Source organism: Chryseobacterium pyrolae (assembly GCF_025153485.1).
GTDB classification, from domain to species: Bacteria; Bacteroidota; Bacteroidia; order Flavobacteriales; family Weeksellaceae; genus Chryseobacterium; species Chryseobacterium antibioticum.
This window is the reverse complement of sequence record NZ_JANZQH010000001.1, coordinates 598,128-614,881: the sequence shown is the minus strand read 5'-3', so window position 1 is coordinate 614,881 and position 16,754 is coordinate 598,128. Positions and strand designations below refer to the sequence as shown.

The window sequence follows — 16,754 nt, the reverse complement described above, 5'->3', positions numbered from 1 at the left end:
ACCCCTACTTTTGCTTTATAGATTTCCTGCAGGAAACAAAATTTATTAACATCAAAAAAACAAAATTTATGATTTTTACCAATGAATTTTTCTCACCTTCTAGTACCATCCCTGATACAGATAGAATAGAACTGATTGATGAGTTTACTTATGAACCCCATATTTATGATAGAATATATACACCTACTACAAGTGTGTATTTTGACGAAATTGTAAACAGAAACAGAAATGGCCTATATTATTTAAATAGGACTGTCTCCGAAAGCACAAAACCTTTAAATGTGGCTATTTTCGGAGTAAAAGGCAATGGAACTGTAGACGATACGGAAAATATTAACAAAGCTGTCTTATATTTAGCTTCTAAGGGCGGAGGCATATTATTATTTGGAAATAATAAAAAATATTATATAAAACAATCTATATTCATTACAAATAAAGTATGTTTTTATTGCAATGGTTCCACTTTTAAAGGAGACGGGACAAATACTATTTTGAAAACAGCCTATCGGGACAATAACAGTTTGATCAGTAATCACAGCACTGGCACAGAAAAGCATATTATAACTTTCTCTCATATAAAAGATGCTAATTTTGAAAACTGTGCTGTAGGTTTAGATTTCTTTAATTTTTGCCATGGTTCAAGTTTAGAAAATATTAAATTTACAGACTGTGAGGTTTCGTGGAAATTTTTAGACTGTTTTTACACCAGCATGAAAAACATTATGTCTTCTGGTAAAAACAGCAATCAGTATGCGTATCAGTTTTTAGGGCAAAACAATGCACTTCTATTAGAAAGAGTATCGGCTACCAAAGATTTTGGCTTCTTATTTCAGGGAGGAACTACGGCTACAACACTAATCTCACCAACTGTAGAAGGGGGACAAACAGGATTCAAATTCAAAGATGATTGTTTAGGAATAGTTATTAAAGGAATATATGCTGAAGCAATATTTAACGCAATTGATCTGTTTGATGTTCAATATGGTAATTTTGAAATTACCGGAGGTTATTTTAATTATGTTGACAAACCTCTGATTGGGGTGAAGGCTCCTGCTTCAGGAGGTGTTAATGGTCAAATTACCGGTGAATGGAAAAATAATACAATCGTAAATATAGGTGGTATTCTACCAATTAAAGACCAAAATAATGTTATAATAGGTTATAATACATATAATGGACTTATGGATATTTCCCAACCTAGAAACTATATTCATTACTCACTTCCTACATACGAAGGAGATGGAAGCCTTCCTGCAAACTGGATCGTAGGAGATCATAACATTATATCTTCTTATGGGCAGATTAAAGCCACTGACACTAAAGCCATTGGTAATGTAAAAAGGCAATTCGGTGTTATTCCTGTAACGAGAAGCGGAGATGTCGGAGACGGAAAAGCCGGCTATATTCCAGACTGTACTCATGAACTGATGGGAAATGATCCCTCCAATTTTGGAATAAAAATCACAACTAAAATTAAATTTCAGGAATATATGATGTTTGCCAAGTATAATATCTATGTAGCAACCTACTCTTTGGGAAGATGGTTTTATGGTGATGTTTTTGGCAAAAACCTGTCTGCAAAAGACGTTGGGAATTCACAGATAACCTCTATTGAGAACGAAAACGGGTTCCTGGTTATTAAAATAACAGGATTCAATGAACCTGATCTCAGCTATATCATTCAGGGAAATGTACAACTTATTGTATAACGGAAGACACCTCATTTTGAGGTGTTTTTTTTATGAATGAACATTAAAATATTACGTTAATTTCATACACCAATCTTCAATTACCTTCACATGAATATTTTTCTATCCAAAAAATTTATGGCAGAGACCAGTAGTCCAAACTATATAAATAAAAAGTACCTGAAGCAAAACCACTCCAACAAACTTCAGCAAAAAAGATTTTTTTGACACTTTATGCCTGAAGATAAGCATTCCTAAAATTGCGCCCAAGGTTCCACCTATAAAAGCGAATCCTAAAAGTGTACTTTCCGAAATCCTTCTTTTATGTTTAATGGAAAGCCTTTTGTCCCAGCCAAAAATAAGGAAGGTGAAAAGGTTTATTATGAGTAGAATGTATATCATTGGTGCAAAAGTAATGAATTAGATGGTGCTTTGATTACCACAGCCTCCATAAAAAAAACTGCCTTCATAAGAAAGCAGCTCTCAGTATTTGTATTATCTAACAATTTATTTTTTAGCCTTTACATCAACAGCAATCTCGATGTCTTTGCTGATCATCCATTCTGCTGGATCTGTTTCTGAAGTACCAAACTTGATTCCCCAATCTGCTCTGTTTACCGTAAATTTAGCCTGAACTGCTGCTGAATTATCCGTTACATCTACTTTAGCAGGGAAAGTTACATTGATTGTTTTTCCTGATAATGTAAGGTTTCCGCTTACTGTTTTATTAGCGCCTGCAACAGCGTCTTTAGGTGCATCTTTTAAGTCTGTAACACTTGTAATTTTGAAATCTGATGTAGGATTTTTTGCCGTATCAAAGAAATCAGGATTTTTTAAGTGCGCCTCCAAATCTGCAGGTTTTTTATCTTTTTCTGTTACTGAAGCCGGATCTACTTTGATAGAATTCATATCGATCACAAAGTTTCCTGCAGAAAGCTGACCACCTTCAACGCTTAAATCTCCTGATTTTACGCTAAGTGTTCCCCAACGAGGAGCCATTCCTCCTTTGTGAAAAGCTTTCCAGTTTACTACAGAAGTAGCAATATCCACTGGCAATACTTCTCCTTTGCTTTCAGCTACTGTCTGCTCTGTAGCTGTAGACGCAGTACCTGCTGATTTATCTTTATTACATGATGCTGCAAGCAATCCTACTCCTACTAATGCAATTACACTAAGTTTTTTCATATTATTTTATTGTTTAAAAAATTTAATTAAAATTTTAAATTTGAAGAGTCAAAAGTATAAAAACCTTCTCAGATATTCTCTTAACATACATCAAGAAATCATAATTTTTATTTTTTACGCCCTATTGTGGAAGAGAAATAGTAAAAAATGGAGAATCTAAAGTATTTCAATCCATAGTAAAATTGCCTATTTTAGCTGTTTAAAATTTCAAATGAACGTTACAAGCTATATAAGACAGACCCTCGATATATCCGAAAAGAGCATCAACAATACCCTTAAATTATTAGCAGAAGACTGCACCATTCCGTTCATTTCCCGTTATAGAAAGGATAAAACCGGAAATCTGGATGAAGTTCAGATCGAACAGATCTCCAAGATCAGCAAACAATTTGAAGAAATTGTAAAGCGAAAAGAAAGTATCTTAAAATCAATTGAAGAACAAAATGCCCTGACTCCGGAACTGAAGCAGAGAATTGAAGAAAGCTTTGATATTCTGGAGCTGGAAGATTTATACCTGCCCTTCAAAAAACGCAGGAAAACGAAAGCAGATACTGCCAAAGAAAAAGGCCTGGAACCTTTAGCCAGGATCATTATGAGCCAAAAAAGCAACAATCTCCAGTTTCTGGCTTCCAAATACCTGAACAATGACGTTTCATCTGAAGAAGAGGCACTTCAGGGTGCCAGAGATATTATGGCAGAATGGATCAATGAAAATATGTATGTCCGCAAGAACCTCCGTAGAATGTTTCAGCGTAAGGCCGTGATCACTTCTAAAGCAGTCAAAGCCAAAAAAGACGAAGAAGACGCTCAAAAATTTTCGCAGTATTTTGAATGGGAAGAAAATCTGAACAGGACTCCTTCTCACAGGCTTTTGGCAATGCTCAGAGCTGAATCGGAAGGTTTTGTGAAAGTGAATATAGGTATTGATAAAGATGAAGCCATTGATTTTGTAGAAAAAGCCATCATAAAGTCCAATAATGAAAGCTCAGAACAGATCGCTCTGGCCATAAAAGACAGTTACAAAAGGCTCTTAGAACCTGCTATTTCTAATGAGGCTTTACAGGAAGCTAAAGAAAAAGCAGATAAAAAAGCCATTGAAATATTTTCTGAAAACCTGAGCCAGCTGCTTCTCGCTCCACCTTTGGGCGAAAAAAGAATTTTAGCCATTGACCCAGGATACAAAAGCGGATGTAAAGTGGTCTGCATTGACGAAAAAGGCGACCTGCTGCACAATGAAACCCTCTACCCACACGCTCCGCAGAACGAAAGCGGAATGGCTATGAAAAAGATCCGTTCGATGGTGAATGCCTACCATATTGAAGCGATCTCTATAGGAAACGGAACAGCAAGCCGCGAAACAGAGTTTTTCATTAAGAAAATTGCTTTTGATAAGCCTCTGCAGGTTTTTGTGGTTTCAGAAGCGGGAGCATCGGTCTATTCTGCGAGTAAAATTGCACGAGACGAGTTTCCGTCTTATGATGTGACGGTGCGTGGCGCGGTTTCTATAGGAAGAAGACTGGCGGATCCACTGGCAGAATTGGTGAAAATTGACGCCAAATCAATTGGTGTGGGACAGTACCAGCACGATGTAGACCAAACCCAGTTGAAAAACGAACTTGATTCCACGGTGATGAAGTGTGTCAACTCGGTGGGAATCAACTTAAATACAGCCAGTAAATCATTATTAAGTTATGTTTCAGGAATCGGTGAGAAAATGGCGGAAAACATCGTTAATTACCGAATGGAAAACGGTGCTTTTGAAGACAGAAAACAATTAAAAAAAGTACCAAGGCTTGGAGAAAAGGCCTACCAGCAGGCGGCAGCATTTGTGAGAATTTCCAATGCTAAAAATCCTCTGGATAATTCTGCTGTGCACCCGGAAGCTTATGGAATTGTAGAAAAAATGGCAAAGGATTTGGGCATTAAAACCAATGAACTGATTGCCAGCAAAGAAAAAACAGCTTTGGTAAAACCTGAAAATTATGTTACGGAAGAAATAGGAATTTTAGGCATCAAGGATATTTTAAAAGAGCTCGAAAAACCAGGATTAGACCCTAGAAAAGCGGCTAAAGTATTTGAATTTGATCCTAATGTAAAAAGCATCAGAGATTTAAAACCCGGAATGATTCTTCCCGGAATCGTCAATAATATTACGGCTTTCGGGTGTTTTGTAGATATGGGGATCAAGGAAAGCGGCCTTGTTCATATTTCACAGCTGAAAGAAGGATTTGTATCTGATGTGAATGAAGTGGTCAAACTTCATCAGCATGTCCGCGTAAAAGTAACTGAAGTGGATGAAGCCAGAAAGAGAGTTCAGCTGAGCATGATTTTATAATTGCTCTTAAACTTCTTGAATACTAAAAATCAAAAAAATAACAACACATTTTGAGCTATAAAAATTTAATTTTCGATTTAGACGGAACGCTTTGGGATTCCAGAGCTACCATCATTAAAATCTGGAATAAGGTTTTAAATAAATATCAATTGATCAAAAAGGATTTAAAGCCTGAAGATATGAATCAGTACATGGGTTTGCTGGCAGATGATATTTTAAAAGATATTGTTCCCGGAATTTCCGATCAGCAGGTTCAGGAAGTCCTTTCGGAAATTGTCCTCAGTGAAAATCAGGTTCTGCATATCTACGGCGGTATTCTTTATGACGGCGTTGAAGAGACGCTGAAAAGTCTTGCTAAAAATCACAAGCTTTTTATCGTTAGCAATTGCCAGGACGGATATATTGAAGCATTTTTAGCCTATAATAAGTTCAGTGACCTATTTAGCGATTTTGAATCTTACGGACGAACCCAAAAACCTAAATCTGAGAACATTCAACTGCTCATGGAAAGGAATCATTTAAACATTGAAAACTCAGTTTATATTGGTGACACGCAGACTGATTACAACTCTGCGATGTCTAATCATTTACCCTTTATTTTCTGTGAATATGGCTTTGGAAAGCTGAGTACAGGTGATTATAAGCCTTTTGTTTCGAAGCTTTCGGAACTAAAGGATTTTATTTAAATATAATCAATACTAAATATAATAAGTAAGGCTGCCCCAAAAGGACAGCCTTATCATTTTTAATCATTTAAAATAATCTTTAAGGGATCTCTTTATAATTCCTGTACAGGACTTGTTAATAGATTTTTATAATTGTTATTCAAAAGCCGTAAATCTACAGAACTATTAAACCTGTATGGAGTAACCGCATTCAGTACCGTATTTCCTACGATTTCATAAGTTTCCTGAAAAGTTTGTTTCACCGGATTTTTTTCAGGAGGGGCAACAAACTCTACAAAAATACCATATCTCATAGCATTACCGCTGCCTACCATCTTATTGTTTCTTACAGATATTTCTTTATTGAGTGTTCCACGAATGGTAATACCCGTTAACAAATCCTCAAAGCCAGAATTTTTCATTCCGGGATTTTCAATGGTGTTAAAATTCGCTGACAATAAATAATTATGAGCTTCAATCATAATTCCGGTTTCCTGAGTCGTTTTAATATTGTTATTGCAGACTTCCAATCCTTTTGTATTGGAAATATAAATTCCTGCATAACCAATATCATTGATGACATTACTGGAAACCACACCCAGATCTACAAATCTTATATTAATTCCGTGCTGGCCTGCGTTTCTCACCACATTTCCGGAAACTACCACATTTTTTGCATATAGCTGTGGAGTTCCCACTGTGGTATTATTAATCAAAATACCATCTCCGCCTACACCTGTATTTTCAACTATGTTATTTGAGATTACAATATTATTGCTGACATAATTAGTGTGGTCACTATTTTGAAGTTTAATACCTACTTTCATGGTATTCCTCACTCTGTTTCCTATCACCGTAAGATTTGAAATGCCTGAATCAAGATACATTCCATGTTCCAAAATAGTATTTTGAACATCATTATCTGAAATGCTGACGAAATTAGAATTTTCGACAATATAGATACCTTGTGACGAATTTTCAAAGTAGTTTTTAAAAATTGTGATATTTTTTCCTCCTACTACAATACCCATATTATCTTTTTTACCACCGATAATTTCTTCTGCCCATGCCTTGGTAAATAAATTTATTACCTTATTAAATCTAAAGATAAAATGTTCCATTCCACCCAATCCTGATACTGCAGAACACGTAAAATTTTCAAATAAATTCTTTTCAACAATAAGATTTTTTGCATCAAGACATAGAATGCCCACATGTCTGGAACTGGAACTCTCTACATAATCAACTCCCTGTCCTTTCAAAGTAAATCCTTTAATCGAAATGTTTTTTTTCCCTTGGCAGTTAAAAATTTCTCTATCAGCTTCGGTCTGTTTTATCGTACACTTATTTGACAGGATTTTTTGATTGTCCTGAAGATAAAGCGTTTCATCAATCTCAATTGACATTGCATCAAAAAATGTATCATATCCCATTGCCAGGGCTTTGTTAATACGTTCTGTAACCGTTGATGCAGAAATTCCGGTTTCCTTAATATTCCACCACAATATATTGACATATCCGGACCATTGTCTTTCATAAAAATCATTATCTTTTTTTCGATATATGACCCCATCCTCAACGGCGGTTCCTATTTTTTTATAAGTAACAGCCTGATGAGTATAATTATCTACCAGTTGTACAATGTCCTCGTTAGGATAACTATTACCCGATGTAAAAAAAGAATTTGCGTAAATCATAAAATTTTGTTTTTTGGTTTGAATTAAATGGTAAAATATTCTTTCATTAATTTCACTAATGCAAATGTAAACGAGCGATACGACAGAAGTTGACGTGTTTTATTGAACTATTATTTTTATTTTTGAATAAATCAGAACTGTAAAAACACCCATGAAAGTATCCGAACTTAAGGACAGAAGAATTATCCGCAGACCAACCCGTCAGTTTGATGAATTCGGGTACAGGATCTATAATTCTTTTGAATATGATTTTCCCTACGACGCCACTTATAAAGGCAGCGAAAGAGAAAGGCTTTTTGCTAAATTCATTGACATCCTACCCTTCTTCCTTATTTTCTTCTACCTGTTTAAAAAAATAGCAATCATCAGCTTTCTGTATGCTATTCCCTGTGTGATTATTGCAGGGACTATATGCGAATGGTATTGGGGAACTACTTTAGGAAAAAGTGCATTTAAAATAAAGGTAATTGATGATTTTGGAAATTACCCCAGTCTGTTATTATCTTTAAAAAGAAACTTTTTGTGTCTTGCTAATTTCTGGCCCGTGTTTATAGATTATGTCCCACCAGCCAACCATACATGGGAAAAGGAATTTACTCAGATGAATTTCAGCATGAATATAAACAACAAAATCTGCAAAACCTACATCGTTAAAGAAAATAAAAGGCAAAAAATAAGAAACCTACTTTATCCACAAAAAAAGGCCGTACAATAATCTGTACAACCTTTTCTATCTTAAAGATATATAAAAACAGAACCAATATTCAATAAAAACTTAGTCTTAACCTAAAATCTCCTATCTGAAATCTGATGTCTAATATCTTGGCTCTTCACCCTCTATTTATACTCCTTAGAATCCCTTTTCGGTTCCTTAGCTTCCGGCCAATTTACCGTTTCACCTTTATCGTCCTGAGGCATTAGTCTTCTTTCTCTGCTTGTAAATTCAGGATCCTCTGATGCCATATAGGCCAATGCAGCCGTTAAAACCACATTATTTTTCACCTCATCAAAAACAATTTTGTCATAGGTGTCTTTTGTCGTGTGCCATGTATACCCGAAATATCCCCAGTTCAATGAACTTAAAGAAAATCCTGGAACTCCTGCTGCTACGAATGATGCATGATCAGAACCACCACCGCCCGGCATTCCCGGGAAATCTGTTTTAATCTGATCCCTTACTGTTTTTGGAACTCCGTTCAGCCATTTTCCGATATAGCTGTATGAGTCTACGAATCCCTGGCCGCTGATATTGATCACACGCCCGGTTCCATTATCCTGATTGAATACGGCTTGTGTCCCTTTCATAATCTGTGGATTATCTGCTACAAAGCCTCTCGAACCGTTCAGTCCCTGTTCTTCACTTCCCCAAAGTCCTATAACGATCGTTCTTTTATTATTGGGATAATATTTCTTCAGGATTCTCATGGTTTCAAGCATAGTAAGTGTGCCTGTTCCGTTGTCTGTTGCACCCTGTGCTCCATCCCAAGAATCAAGATGGGCAGAAAGGATTACATACTCTTCAGGCTTTTCTTTTCCTTTAATGACTCCAATCGTATTAAAGTTTTTCGCATCAGGAAGAATCTTAGATTGTGCTTCTACTTTGATTTTAGGTTTCGCTCCTTTTTCAGCCATTCTGTAAAGCATTCCGTAATCTTCCACATCAATGTCGATCATTGGGATCTTTGAAGTTTTAGCCCCGAAAATTCTGTTCGCTCCCATGATGCCGGTCCAGTTGGAAATAGCAATTCCTGCTGCTCCCGCCTTTTCCAAAGCTTCCGGAAGTGTATTATTATCGTAGCCTATATTTTTCACATAATCACGGAAGTCTTTTCCGGCCTGTTCTTTTTCTGCTTTTAGTTTTTCATACAATTCCGGAGTTGCAAATTCTTTGATCTGCTCATCAGAACGTCCGATCTTCTGGTATTGCGCGATAAGTACTATTTTTCCTTTCGCCGAAGGAAGCCATGCATCAAATTCAGCTTTGGAAGAAACTTTTGGAAGAACTACCACCTCAGCTTCTACGGCTTTTTTCGTTGCCGGACTCCATGCAAGCTGTGTTGCAGCTAATGATTTCACACGTGGATACGTCATATCTACATGCGTAATGCCACGCTGCCATCCTTTCCATGTTCCAAACTGCTGAAGGTTGGATTCTATTCCCCATGAACGGAGTTTAGCGGCAGACCATTCATTCGCAGCCAGCATTTCCGGAGTTCCCACAAGACGTGGACCTATACCGTCCAGAAGCTCATAGGCCATGTTTTCCAGCTGAGAACTGTTGTTGATTTCATCTACAAAGCTTTTTACAATAGGATCAAGCTTTTCTTTCGGATCTACCTTCACCTGAGCCCATGAGAATTGGGCGGCCAGCACAACTGCGGGCACAGCAAAAAATTTATTTATCTTCATAACACATATTGAATGCTTAAAGATAATAGAATTTGTGGGAATAAAGAAGAAAACGGAGTGGTAAAAGGATCCGTGTGCTGATTTGACAATGAAATAATGCAGTGATGTCTGAAAAAATTACACCCCCTCTTTAAATACATACGGTAACAAAGATATTCAAAAAGGAAAATCGTAAAGAATGATTACGGAAGATTCGGGCATAAAAAAAGCCGGCTCAGTGAGCCGGCTCGGGAACAAATTATTTTTTAGCTTCGTCTACAGAAACTTTTCTGAATTCTTTGAACAATTTGCTAAGTTCTAAAGCAGATTTACGAGCTCTTGTACCTGCAGCTTTATTTCCTTTTTCTGCTTGTTGGTTAGCCTCACTTGCAAACGCTTCGAATTCAGCGTTGATTTTTTCAATTAGTTCTTTCATTATTTTAAAATTTAGGGTGCAAATATAGGTTTTATGGTAATTCCAGCCTAGCTCCGGATAAAAAAGTTTAGGTTAAAATGTGATTTTTTTCATCTTTTCATCCTCCGAACTGTTATTTTTTACGTTTATGTTAAAAATTTTGGAGTTTCATTAGGCTTAGTGGGGCTTTTAAACCATTATTATAACATCATTTCTCCTTTATCACTTCTGCATTTATTCTTATTCCAAAATTCTATCGGAATGATATCCTCCTCACCGTAACTGTCTGATGGACTCTGGTCAGAAAGGCACACCGTTTTAACATCAGATTTCCCTGTCAGTACTAAAAAATATGATCTTATCAACCTATAAAACCATCGGCTTTTTAAAATTCACAGTTCCCAGATAATAAAAGAACAAACTGAACAACAAAAGCGGCCCCAACATATCTAACCAATTGATGTCGCTTCGATCATTGTAATATTCCAGCTGAAATTGATTCCAGTTGATGCTTCCTGTTGGTTCATTGGCGAAAATTTTGGGATAAAAGAGAAGCCTTTTGCTTTCATGAAACTTTTCTGCTGCCTGTGTAAACCTCAACTGATCAGCCAATCCGGATCCTGTAAGATCACTCAACTGAAACTGCACATGAAGTCCGGGAACAAAATAAGAAAACGTCCGGCTCATTTCCTCCCTCTTCCAAAGCTTCGCTTTCAACTGATCCGACTGACTTTTAGATTCATCATCTCCCATCTGCTGCATGGCATAATACCAAAGCCAATTGAAACTTTCTTTCGGAAAGCCATACGACCTGAACTGCGGATAATGTTTGTAAAATTTTTCTAAAGTCGGTTTTTGATCGGTATCCCATTTTTCATGATACGCTTCTCTCTGCCCGATGGCTGTATCTAATGCTTCCGGAAGCGGGTATTTGCTTAAAATAAAATGATTGAGAACAGCCGGAAGTATAATGGTAAGTACAATCCAGAAGCACAAAAGCCCTGCAGCACCTGCCCTGGAACTTTTATTCCAGGAAACGACCCAGAAACTTAAAGCAAACCATACGATAATATACAAGAGCGAGACCAGAACAAAACCTGCTAATGCTTTATTAATATTTAAACTCAGGAGGGGAACAGCCATAATCATCAGAAACAGTAAAACTCCGGCAATAGCTGCAAAGCGGACCACAAATTTTTTAAAAAGAATTCTGAGAGGTGATTGTGATTGTACAGACAGAAGAATCCACGTACTTTCTTCTTTTTCTTCCGACAGTAGATTATAACAGTACGAGATAATGACCAGCGGAAACAGAAAAATGATCACAAAACCGAGATCCAAACTCCCCAGAAGGAGACTGACAGGATTCTGATGGTCGGTATCATACTTCTGCCCCTCCAGGTTTCTGATGGTTAAACTCTGGATGGAAGGATTGACATCTCTTTGTCCTATTGAAAGAGCATTCAGATGATCTGTTTTGTGGACTAATCCAAATTTGAGATAATACAGCAAGAGTCCCAGATCTTTTTCTATATACCCTGTATATCTCTGGATATGCTCCTTCTGATATAAAGCTGTATGCTCAATATTGGCTTTCTGCTTATCTATAAACTGCCTTCCCACAAAAATACTGACCAGTCCTGATAACAGCAGGAACAGCATTCCCAGATAGGCGGACTGGGAACGAATGAAGTTCTTAAATAATAAAAGGTACATGATTAATTTATTTTTAATGTTTTAGACATAAAATGAAGGACAAAAAGAAGACCCAATACCCATAGCAAAAGAGAAAGCACAGAAGCAATTTCATTCTGAAAAAGAACAGTCTGGCTGATAAATCGATATTGAAAATCAGGAAGCTCTTTCCAGTGATCTCTGCTGATGGTGTAAGGCTTATCATCTGCCTGCTGCTTTTTATTGCTGATGTTTTCCATCTGGAGTTTATTCATCAGCTGTGCCAGTTGGTATCTGTAGTCTTCTACCTGCTCCTGATAACTGATGTAAGAATTAAAATCTGACCCTGTAAGCGCTGTCGACAGGTCTTTAACTGCCTGAAAAGGATTGACAAAAGCCAGAGAACGGTTGATGCTGTTTTGTTCTTCATAAATACCAAGCTGTTTCTGCCAGTGTTTATTATAAATTCCTGAACTTATTTTTTCACCTTCCGCCATGATATAGCCGCTATAATTAAAAGGCAATTCTTCCACTGTTTTCACCTGATAGACCTGCAGAAGAGAGTCCTTTATTCCTTTATAATAAATATCATTTGGATTATGACTGTCTCCGGTTTTTATCAGCTCATTTTCCACTTTGGTATCAAAATCTATCTTGGATGGAGCCGGATACAGATAACCGCCAAAAGCCTGTGCAGTTCTCGGAATAATAACGATAAACAAAAGCCATAAACCGATCAGTTTGACTAAAGAAGATTTTGAGGTTCTGCTTACGGCAGACACCATTACACAGACGCTGCACACAATAAAAAAGTAAATAAAATAAGCGGCAGCAATCCAAAACAGACGCAGAAATTCATCAACAGTACTTTTAAAACCGGTTAGAGAAAACCACATGATTGCGGAAAGGATCATAACAGGAATAAAAACAAGGCTGACGAGGCCAAGCAGTCCCAGTATCTTTCCGGTCAGCAATTCTTTCCATCTTACCCCCTGGCTGATTAGTACTTTCAAGGTATTGTTTTCCCGTTCTGCCGAAATACAGCTGAATCCCAGGAAAAATATAAACAGAGGAATAAGGGTTTGCAGGATCATTGCCGTACTTACCTCACCAAACCTTAACATTCCGGATGAAAAACCTGCTTCTGAAAAATTAACGGTATTCTGCTTATGGGCTTCCAGAAATACTGAATTTCCCATATACCGCTCCAAACCATAATCAAAAAAACTCAACGGATATCTTGCCCTGAAGATCAGATAACCATAATGAGCCATTCTGTGAGGATGTTTATCCGGTTTTTCTTCCCACTGCTGGCGTACATCCACCTGGTGTTTAATTCTGATATCTTCCTGTACTTTATAATCCTGCCATCCGGTGTAGGCAGCAAAGGCAAACAAAACACTCAGGATGAGCAGAAGAAAGATAACCGCCTTATTCTGTAATGACTGTTTCCAAAGTTGTATTGAAATCAGACGTATAATATGTATTCTCATATTTATAGATTTAAAATTTATAGACTGCGGTGAGCATTGCATTTCTTGGAGCTCCAGGGAACAGACGGAGATAATTTTGCGCACCCAGCCAGTACGTCCTGTTAAAAAGGTTATTGACATTGAGAGATATCCTCACGGGTCCTTGCTTCGGCGTATAATACACAGCAGCATCAAAGAGAGTATATTCTGGAACCAAAAATGAGCGGTTATACATCGGAACTTTATTTCCGCTGTACTGAACTCCCACTCCTACCGCAATATCTTTTAGAAAAGAAGATTCTCCAAAGCTGTATTTCTGCCAGATATTGGCGCTGTGAAACGGAGTATTCTGTTTTCTGGCTCCTATCAATGCGGGATTGATATCGTCAATAATTCTTGCATCATTGTAACCGTAAGATGCAAATACCTGCCACTGAGGTAATATATTCCCAATCATGTCCATTTCAAAGCCTCGGCTACGCTCCTGCCCTCTTGTGATCAGACGGTCCGGCTCAGCGGGATCATTGGCATTCAACAGTATATTCTGTTGACGGATCTCGTAGATAGCAAAATCAATATGGATCTTTCTATTAAAGAAATCTGCTTTCATTCCTACCTCTTTAGATTGGCTCCTCAAAGGCTCAAAGGCCCTGCCTTCAGGAATAACTACCGGAGCCAGGGAAGCCGTATTCGACTGTGGCTGGAAACCTTCTATGTAGGACGCATACACATTGATGTTTTCATTCACGTTGTAGGTAAGACCAAGTCTGGGGATCAGTTTACTGTCTTTGACAACAATTTCATTATTCTCTTTATATCGCGTAATATCCTGGAACCATTCCTGTCTTAGGCTTAGAAATAGATTAAAACGGTTCCATTTGATCTGATCCTGAATATAAATTCCGTTGGACCTTATCAAAGCAGGGGTCAATGCCGTTTTTGAAAATACATACTCGTCAGGATTTTTAATACTGTAAACCGGATTGGCCAGATTAAAGTGCTCTACATTCGGTTTAGGCATGGTAATCCCGTTGATCGTTACCATCTGATAAGCATCCGCATTCTGAGGATTATAGGAAGAAGCTGTCTTTCCATCCTTCAGAAGATATCCCCTTGCCGTATTTTGTGCTCCTCCTTTGTATTTATGAGTACTGATCAAATCGTATCCTGCCAGAATTTTATGTTCAATCGGTCCTGTCTTAAGATTGAATACCAGATAGGCATTGAGATTATCTGTATTCCAGAACTGATTCCGCTGTACCATTTGCATTCCTGCCAGTGTTGGAACAGGTTTATTATTTGCATCTACGGCAAAAGCATTGGTCGTTCGGTGCTCCTGAAGATCTTCCTTCCACGTCTGCTTCATATAGGATGCATTGATGCTAATGTGATCCGTAATACGGTGAGTAAAATTGGACATAATAATCAGCTCCTTTGATTTAAAATAATCATTAACCGCTCCTAAATTAAAACTTACGGGCGTGCTCCGTAGATTTGTCATCCCGTCTACCGCTCCGAAAATAGGCTGTCCCCTGTCTATTTTTCCGTTCAGGTCGCTGTAAATCATTTCTACATTCATAGCGGTGCGGTCATTGGGTATATAGGAAAGTGATGGAGAAATCAAAACACTCTTCTGGGACTGTATATCCCTGAAACTCTGAGCCTGTGCATACCCTGCATTAAACCGGTATAAAAGGGTTTTCTCCTTATTCAGCGGTCCGGTAAAATCGAGTGAGCTTCTTATGGTGCTAAAGCTTCCTACACTCATACTGACTTCCTTACTGGGTGTTTTCAACGGTTTCTTGGTAACCAAAACGATGCTTCCTCCGGGATCTACACTGGAAAGAACAGCACTGGCCGGACCTTTGATGACTTCTATCTTCTCAAGGTTGGTCGTTATGGGCTGCATAAAATAATACTGTCTCGTACGCATTCCGTTGATGATGGTTCCTTCTTCATTCTGTGCGATCCCCCGGATGCTGAACTGGTTATAATAGCTCACAGGAGTTACGCTGCTGGCTATTTTTACGGCTTCGCCAAGTTGGAAGGCTTGTCTGTCATTGATCAGTTCTTTACTCACCGTAGAAATCGAAAACGGAATATCTTTATTTTGAACCCCAATTTTTGTGGCTGAGAAAGAGTAATCACTGTGGTATTTTTTTGATGCTCTACCCAGAATTTCTACCTCCTGAATGTTCCCTACCTTATACAAATGGACAAGAAGTTTTCTTGATAAAAACAGACTATCTGCCTCTATTTGTTCCGTATGGATTTCATAGGATTCGGCATTGACATTGATTTCATAGATACCGGTTTTGACATCCGGGATATTGAAATTGCCATCTTGAGACGTTGCTTCATATCTGTTTTCGCTATTTTTAATAATGATTCTGGCATTTTTAAGCCTTTGATGGTTCTGGCCAACCACTTCCCCGGATAATGTCTGCTGCGCACAGACCTTCACACTGGCAGTAGCCAGTGCAGCTGTGATATACAAATACTTCATTACTCTGTTTTTAAATGGTTTCCAAATAAATTTTCTGCAGCTCATCTGCCGTAACGGATCTGGCCTCAAGAGTATGAACCAGACTGCCTTCTTTCATAATCCCTATACGCGTTCCTACATTCACCGCGTTGAAGATGTCGTGGGTAGCCATCATAATGGTTTTACCTTTTGCTGCAAGATCCTTACAGATCCTTGTGAATTCGGCAGTAGCCTTCGGGTCAAGTCCTGAAGTGGGTTCGTCCATTAAAATGAGATCGGCATTTTTCGCAACAGCAATAGCGATGGCAACTTTCTGACGCATCCCTTTAGAATAAGCCGACAGTTTTTTGTGGTGAGCCATCTGCTGAAGACTGGTATTCTCTAAAAATTCTCCCAGTTCTTCTTTGGAATAACGAAAACCAGCCATCTGGCTGAAAAAATCTAAATTTTCAATCCCTGTAAGATTGGGATACAGCTGTACTACTTCCGGAATATAGGCTATATACTTCCTGGTCGTTTCACCATTGATCTCCACCGGAACTCCATTAATAAGGGCCTGCCCGGAGCTGGCTTTTAAGAATCCTAAAAATATATTGATCGTGGTGGTTTTACCGGCTCCATTTTGACCGAGCAGACAGAAAATTTCTCCTTTTTGTACGGATATATTGAGACCGCTTAGTGCAGTGACATGGTTGTACTGCTTACTAAGCTCGATTGCTTGTAATATTGACATGAAAATGTATTATGTAA

The 16,754-nt window shown here is 37.9% G+C and carries 13 protein-coding genes; 4 read left to right on the top strand and 9 right to left on the bottom strand.

Annotation, left to right across the window (positions count from 1 at the left end; translation table 11 throughout):
- Window positions 1-68 precede the first annotated feature (68 nt).
- Window positions 69-1,709: a hypothetical protein gene (locus NZD88_RS02700; RefSeq protein ID WP_259827240.1), complete on the top strand. Its 1,641-nt coding sequence runs from the start codon at window positions 69-71 to the stop codon at window positions 1,707-1,709.
- Window positions 1,710-1,811: 102 nt separating this feature from the next.
- Here the strand turns inward: NZD88_RS02700 and NZD88_RS02695 are convergent, their stop codons facing one another.
- Window positions 1,812-2,090 carry a DUF1294 domain-containing protein gene (locus NZD88_RS02695; protein WP_259827238.1) on the bottom strand — a complete coding sequence of 93 codons (279 nt, stop codon included), beginning with the start codon at window positions 2,088-2,090 and terminating at the stop codon, window positions 1,812-1,814.
- Window positions 2,091-2,195: 105 nt separating this feature from the next.
- Window positions 2,196-2,873 (bottom strand): YceI family protein, encoded by a 678-nt coding sequence (locus NZD88_RS02690; RefSeq protein ID WP_259827236.1) that lies wholly within the window; start codon window positions 2,871-2,873, stop codon window positions 2,196-2,198.
- Between the two features lie 211 nt (window positions 2,874-3,084).
- On the opposite strand from NZD88_RS02690, the gene NZD88_RS02685 reads away from it, so the two are divergent.
- Both NZD88_RS02685 and NZD88_RS02680 read left to right on the top strand, forming a co-directional pair.
- Complete coding sequence (locus NZD88_RS02685) at window positions 3,085-5,208, top strand: Tex family protein (protein WP_259827234.1); 2,124 nt, start codon at window positions 3,085-3,087, stop codon at window positions 5,206-5,208.
- A gap of 50 nt (window positions 5,209-5,258) precedes the next feature.
- A complete protein-coding gene (locus NZD88_RS02680) occupies window positions 5,259-5,894 on the top strand; it encodes an HAD family hydrolase (protein ID WP_259827232.1) in 636 nt (211 codons plus the stop codon).
- A 92-nt stretch (window positions 5,895-5,986) separates the two neighbouring features.
- Here NZD88_RS02680 and NZD88_RS02675 read toward each other — a convergent pair whose 3' ends face one another.
- Entirely contained in the window at window positions 5,987-7,570 is a 1,584-nt protein-coding gene (locus tag NZD88_RS02675) for a right-handed parallel beta-helix repeat-containing protein (RefSeq protein WP_259827230.1), read from the bottom strand.
- 151 nt (window positions 7,571-7,721) lie between these two features.
- Between NZD88_RS02675 and NZD88_RS02670 the strand changes: the two genes are divergently transcribed.
- Window positions 7,722-8,285, top strand: a complete 564-nt coding sequence (locus tag NZD88_RS02670) for an RDD family protein (RefSeq protein WP_259827228.1) — start codon at window positions 7,722-7,724, stop codon at window positions 8,283-8,285.
- A 122-nt stretch (window positions 8,286-8,407) separates the two neighbouring features.
- Here the strand turns inward: NZD88_RS02670 and NZD88_RS02665 are convergent, their stop codons facing one another.
- The 6 genes from NZD88_RS02665 to NZD88_RS02640 form a co-directional block, all read right to left on the bottom strand.
- Window positions 8,408-9,979: a M20/M25/M40 family metallo-hydrolase gene (locus NZD88_RS02665; RefSeq protein WP_259827226.1), complete on the bottom strand. Its 1,572-nt coding sequence runs from the start codon at window positions 9,977-9,979 to the stop codon at window positions 8,408-8,410.
- Window positions 9,980-10,217: 238 nt separating this feature from the next.
- Window positions 10,218-10,394, bottom strand: coding sequence for a histone H1 (locus tag NZD88_RS02660; protein WP_073332466.1), 177 nt, complete (start codon window positions 10,392-10,394; stop codon window positions 10,218-10,220).
- A 345-nt stretch (window positions 10,395-10,739) separates the two neighbouring features.
- Window positions 10,740-12,089, bottom strand: a complete 1,350-nt coding sequence (locus tag NZD88_RS02655) for a DUF3526 domain-containing protein (RefSeq protein WP_259827222.1) — start codon at window positions 12,087-12,089, stop codon at window positions 10,740-10,742.
- 2 nt (window positions 12,090-12,091) lie between these two features.
- Window positions 12,092-13,540 (bottom strand): DUF3526 domain-containing protein, encoded by a 1,449-nt coding sequence (locus tag NZD88_RS02650; RefSeq protein WP_259827220.1) that lies wholly within the window; start codon window positions 13,538-13,540, stop codon window positions 12,092-12,094.
- A gap of 10 nt (window positions 13,541-13,550) precedes the next feature.
- The gene (locus NZD88_RS02645; protein ID WP_259827218.1) at window positions 13,551-16,025 is read right to left on the bottom strand and encodes a TonB-dependent receptor; all 2,475 of its coding nucleotides are present in this window, start codon (window positions 16,023-16,025) and stop codon (window positions 13,551-13,553) included.
- A 10-nt stretch (window positions 16,026-16,035) separates the two neighbouring features.
- Window positions 16,036-16,737: an ABC transporter ATP-binding protein gene (locus tag NZD88_RS02640; protein ID WP_259827216.1), complete on the bottom strand. Its 702-nt coding sequence runs from the start codon at window positions 16,735-16,737 to the stop codon at window positions 16,036-16,038.
- Window positions 16,738-16,754 lie beyond the last annotated feature (17 nt).

What these genes read in the sequence shown, in the direction of transcription:
- NZD88_RS02640 (WP_259827216.1), bottom strand. Translation starts at nt 16,737, where the DNA reads ATGTCAATATTACAAGCAATCGAGCTTAGTAAGCAGTACAACCATGTC.
- NZD88_RS02660 (WP_073332466.1), bottom strand. Translation starts at nt 10,394, where the DNA reads ATGAAAGAACTAATTGAAAAAATCAACGCTGAATTCGAAGCGTTTGCA.
- NZD88_RS02650 (WP_259827220.1), bottom strand. Translation starts at nt 13,540, where the DNA reads ATGAGAATACATATTATACGTCTGATTTCAATACAACTTTGGAAACAG.
- NZD88_RS02655 (WP_259827222.1), bottom strand. Translation starts at nt 12,089, where the DNA reads ATGTACCTTTTATTATTTAAGAACTTCATTCGTTCCCAGTCCGCCTAT.
- NZD88_RS02700 (WP_259827240.1), top strand. Translation starts at nt 69, where the DNA reads ATGATTTTTACCAATGAATTTTTCTCACCTTCTAGTACCATCCCTGAT.
- NZD88_RS02695 (WP_259827238.1), bottom strand. Translation starts at nt 2,090, where the DNA reads ATGATATACATTCTACTCATAATAAACCTTTTCACCTTCCTTATTTTT.
- NZD88_RS02690 (WP_259827236.1), bottom strand. Translation starts at nt 2,873, where the DNA reads ATGAAAAAACTTAGTGTAATTGCATTAGTAGGAGTAGGATTGCTTGCA.
- NZD88_RS02675 (WP_259827230.1), bottom strand. Translation starts at nt 7,570, where the DNA reads ATGATTTACGCAAATTCTTTTTTTACATCGGGTAATAGTTATCCTAAC.
- NZD88_RS02665 (WP_259827226.1), bottom strand. Translation starts at nt 9,979, where the DNA reads ATGAAGATAAATAAATTTTTTGCTGTGCCCGCAGTTGTGCTGGCCGCC.
- NZD88_RS02685 (WP_259827234.1), top strand. Translation starts at nt 3,085, where the DNA reads ATGAACGTTACAAGCTATATAAGACAGACCCTCGATATATCCGAAAAG.
- NZD88_RS02670 (WP_259827228.1), top strand. Translation starts at nt 7,722, where the DNA reads ATGAAAGTATCCGAACTTAAGGACAGAAGAATTATCCGCAGACCAACC.
- NZD88_RS02645 (WP_259827218.1), bottom strand. Translation starts at nt 16,025, where the DNA reads ATGAAGTATTTGTATATCACAGCTGCACTGGCTACTGCCAGTGTGAAG.